Annotated in this window: 4 protein-coding genes, 1 pseudogene and 1 other annotated feature; of the genes and pseudogenes, 2 read left to right on the top strand and 3 right to left on the bottom strand. The window is 68.9% G+C overall.

The window, feature by feature from the left end; translation table 11 throughout:
* Positions 1–508: pseudogene (locus PKE44_RS18235) on the bottom strand (transposase); the annotation flags it as partial.
* Positions 113–229, bottom strand: a sequence feature (AL1L pseudoknot). (Overlaps the previous pseudogene by 117 nt.)
* A gap of 107 nt (positions 509–615) precedes the next feature.
* Here PKE44_RS18235 and PKE44_RS18230 point away from each other — a divergent pair.
* Both PKE44_RS18230 and PKE44_RS18225 read left to right on the top strand, forming a co-directional pair.
* Positions 616–828: a type II toxin-antitoxin system HicB family antitoxin gene (locus PKE44_RS18230; RefSeq protein WP_324554076.1), complete on the top strand. Its 213-nt coding sequence runs from the start codon at positions 616–618 to the stop codon at positions 826–828.
* Entirely contained in the window at positions 821–1,042 is a 222-nt protein-coding gene (locus tag PKE44_RS18225) for a type II toxin-antitoxin system HicA family toxin (protein WP_324554074.1), read from the top strand. The genes PKE44_RS18230 and PKE44_RS18225 overlap by 8 nt, the downstream gene beginning before the upstream one ends.
* Before the next feature lie 132 nt (positions 1,043–1,174).
* Here the strand turns inward: PKE44_RS18225 and rimI are convergent, their stop codons facing one another.
* Positions 1,175–1,639 (bottom strand): ribosomal protein S18-alanine N-acetyltransferase, encoded by a 465-nt coding sequence (gene rimI / locus PKE44_RS18220; protein WP_324554072.1) that lies wholly within the window; start codon positions 1,637–1,639, stop codon positions 1,175–1,177.
* Between the two features lie 22 nt (positions 1,640–1,661).
* Positions 1,662–2,381: a uracil-DNA glycosylase gene (locus PKE44_RS18215; RefSeq protein WP_324554078.1), complete on the bottom strand. Its 720-nt coding sequence runs from the start codon at positions 2,379–2,381 to the stop codon at positions 1,662–1,664.
* Positions 2,382–2,471: the final 90 nt, after the last annotated feature.

The raw sequence follows: 2,471 nt of genomic DNA, 5'->3' as shown, positions 1-2,471 counted from the left end.
GTTGGCGTGCCAGACGCGCTCGATGTCCGTCACCAGCGAGGCATCGCGCCGGGCCGGGTCGGCTTCCGGGCGCCGGGTTGCGCCGCCGCGCGGCATGACGCCGGTAGCCCGACGGGGCGATCTGCAGGGCCTTGCAGATCGGCTCGACCCCATACGTCGCGCGCTGCTCATCGACGAACGCCCTCATGACTTGCAGCGGCGGTCGAGCTCGCCTCAAGCGAAAAACGCGCTGGCCAGCTTCAGGATCTCGTTGGCCTTACGCAGTTCGCGCACTTCACGCTCAAGCTCCCGGATGCGCTGTGCCTCGGTCGTCGTCTGCCCCTCGCGCTGCCCGCTGTCGCGGCTGCGCCTGGCGTACCCAGCGGCGCAGCGTCTCGGCCGTGCAGCCGATCTTCGCCGCGATCGACACGATCGCTGCCCACTGCGAGTCGTGCTGCCCCTGCGCCTCCGCGACCATGCGCACGGCGCGCTCCTGAACCTCGGGCGAAAACTTCATTGATGCTTTCATGGCTCCATCCTCTCAAAGGGGGAGCAACCTCCACGAAACCCGGGGTGGTTCAGGTGTTAAGTTGTCGAGGTGTACGAAGCAATCCCCCGCCCGCCCGGAGTCCGAACATGCACCTGACCGCAGTACTCACCCCCGCCGAGGAAGGCGGCTACATCGCGCTGAATCCGGAAACCGGCACCACCACGCAGGGCGAATCGGTCGAGGAAGCGCTGGTGAACCTGCGTGAAGCGACGGCGCTGTTTCTCGAAGAATTTCCTGGCGGCGCGGGTGCTCAGCCGCTGGTCACGTTCTTCACGATTCCAGAACCGTCGCATGCCTAAGCTGCCGCGCATCTCCGGCACCGAAGCCGCGCGGGCACTGGAACGACTGGGGTTCGTAGCGGTACGCCAGAACGGCAGCCACCTGGTCATGCGCCGCGGCAACCGCGGTTGCGTGGTGCCCCTGCATACCGAACTCAAGATTGGCACGCTGGCCGGCGTGCTGCGTCAGGCCGATGTCGCGGCTGAAGATTTCATCGACGCGCTGCGCGCTTGACGATTCCGCCGAGAGCAGCAGGTGCAGGGCGGGTTTGGTGCAGCGCGATGCATTGCGCATCAATGCCCATCGAAATCAACCGCGCGCCGTACTCCGGTTTCCGGGCAACGAGCTATCCAGCCCCAGGCAAGCTCACACCAGCGTGCGCGCCATCACCAGCGCATCCTCGCGCCCGATCGCGGCCGGGTAATAACCGCGGCGGGTGCCGACCTCGCAGAAGCCTTCGTCGAGGTACAGCGCCACGGCCTGCACGTTCGACGGCCGCACTTCGAGGAACATGATGTCGGCGCCGAGCGCGACCGCCTGCCGGCAGACGTAGCGCAGCAGCGCCCGGCCGCGGCCGCCGCCCTGATGGCGCGGTGCGACCGCGAGATTCAGCAGGTGTGCCTCGCCGACTGCGACCGTGATCATCGCGTAGGCGACCACACCGCGGCTGTCCTCCTGCACGTAGCCGTGATAACCGCTGCGCAGGCAGTCGCGGAAGATGCCTTCGGTCCACGGATAGGCGTAGGCGATCTCCTCGACGCCGATCACGGCCGGCACGTCGGCAATCGTCATCGGCCGCACCGGCAGCTCGGGACGCACGCAGGCATTCATCAACGACTCCAGGCAGCAGGGTTCAGGACGCATCGGGGCCGCAGTCCGGTGCGGCGCGACCTTCGAGCACGTCGAGCACGCGTTCGAGGTCATCGAGACTCTTGCCCTTCTCGGCCGGCGAGCGCAGCAGATACGCAGGGTGATAGGTGACGAGCAGCGGGATCGCGGCCGGCCCGTAGCGGTGCCAGCGCCCGCGCAGCCTGCCGACCTGCGTCTGCGTGGCCAGCAACTCGTGCGCCGGGATGCGGCCGAGCGCGACGATCAGCTCGGGTCCGACCAGCGCGATCTGGCGATCGAGATGCGCGCGGCAGGCGAGCGCCTCGGCCGGCAGCGGATCGCGGTTCTGCGGCGGCCGGCACTTCAGCACGTTGGCGATGTAGACCTCGGCGCGGCTCAGGCCGATCGCGCGCAGCATCTCGTTCAGCAGCTTGCCGGCCTCGCCGACGAAGGGCTCGCCCTGCAGGTCCTCGTCGCGCCCCGGGGCCTCGCCGACCAGCATCAGCCGCGCCCTGCGATCGCCGGTGCCGAACACCGTGCGCGTGCGCGTGCGGCACAGCGGGCAGGCGCTGCAGCCGGCGACCGTGCTGGCGAGTTCGTCCCAGTCCATGCCGAGGATGCGCGCGCGCCGGTCGTCGGCCGGCGGCGGCGCATCGGCCGGGGCATCGTCGTCGTGCACGTCTGCAGACATCGCGGCCCACTGCGCATAGTCGGTCCAGTCGTCCCCGCCTCCGCCGGCATCGATGGCTTCGTCGGCGGCTGCAGACGGCGGGACGGGTGCTGCCGCGAGCGATCGTCGCTGCGAGCGAGGAAGAACGTCCGGAGTTCTACGATT

This window comes from Plasticicumulans sp. (genome assembly GCF_035331805.1).
Lineage (GTDB): Bacteria > Pseudomonadota > Gammaproteobacteria > Competibacterales > Competibacteraceae > Plasticicumulans.
This window is presented reverse-complemented; position numbering and strand designations above follow the sequence as displayed.

Bases quoted from the DNA above. Each gene is read 5' to 3' on its own strand.
- PKE44_RS18225 (WP_324554074.1), top strand. From the start codon at position 821: ATGCCTAAGCTGCCGCGCATCTCCGGCACCGAAGCCGCGCGGGCACTG.
- rimI (WP_324554072.1), bottom strand. From the start codon at position 1,639: ATGAATGCCTGCGTGCGTCCCGAGCTGCCGGTGCGGCCGATGACGATT.
- PKE44_RS18230 (WP_324554076.1), top strand. From the start codon at position 616: ATGCACCTGACCGCAGTACTCACCCCCGCCGAGGAAGGCGGCTACATC.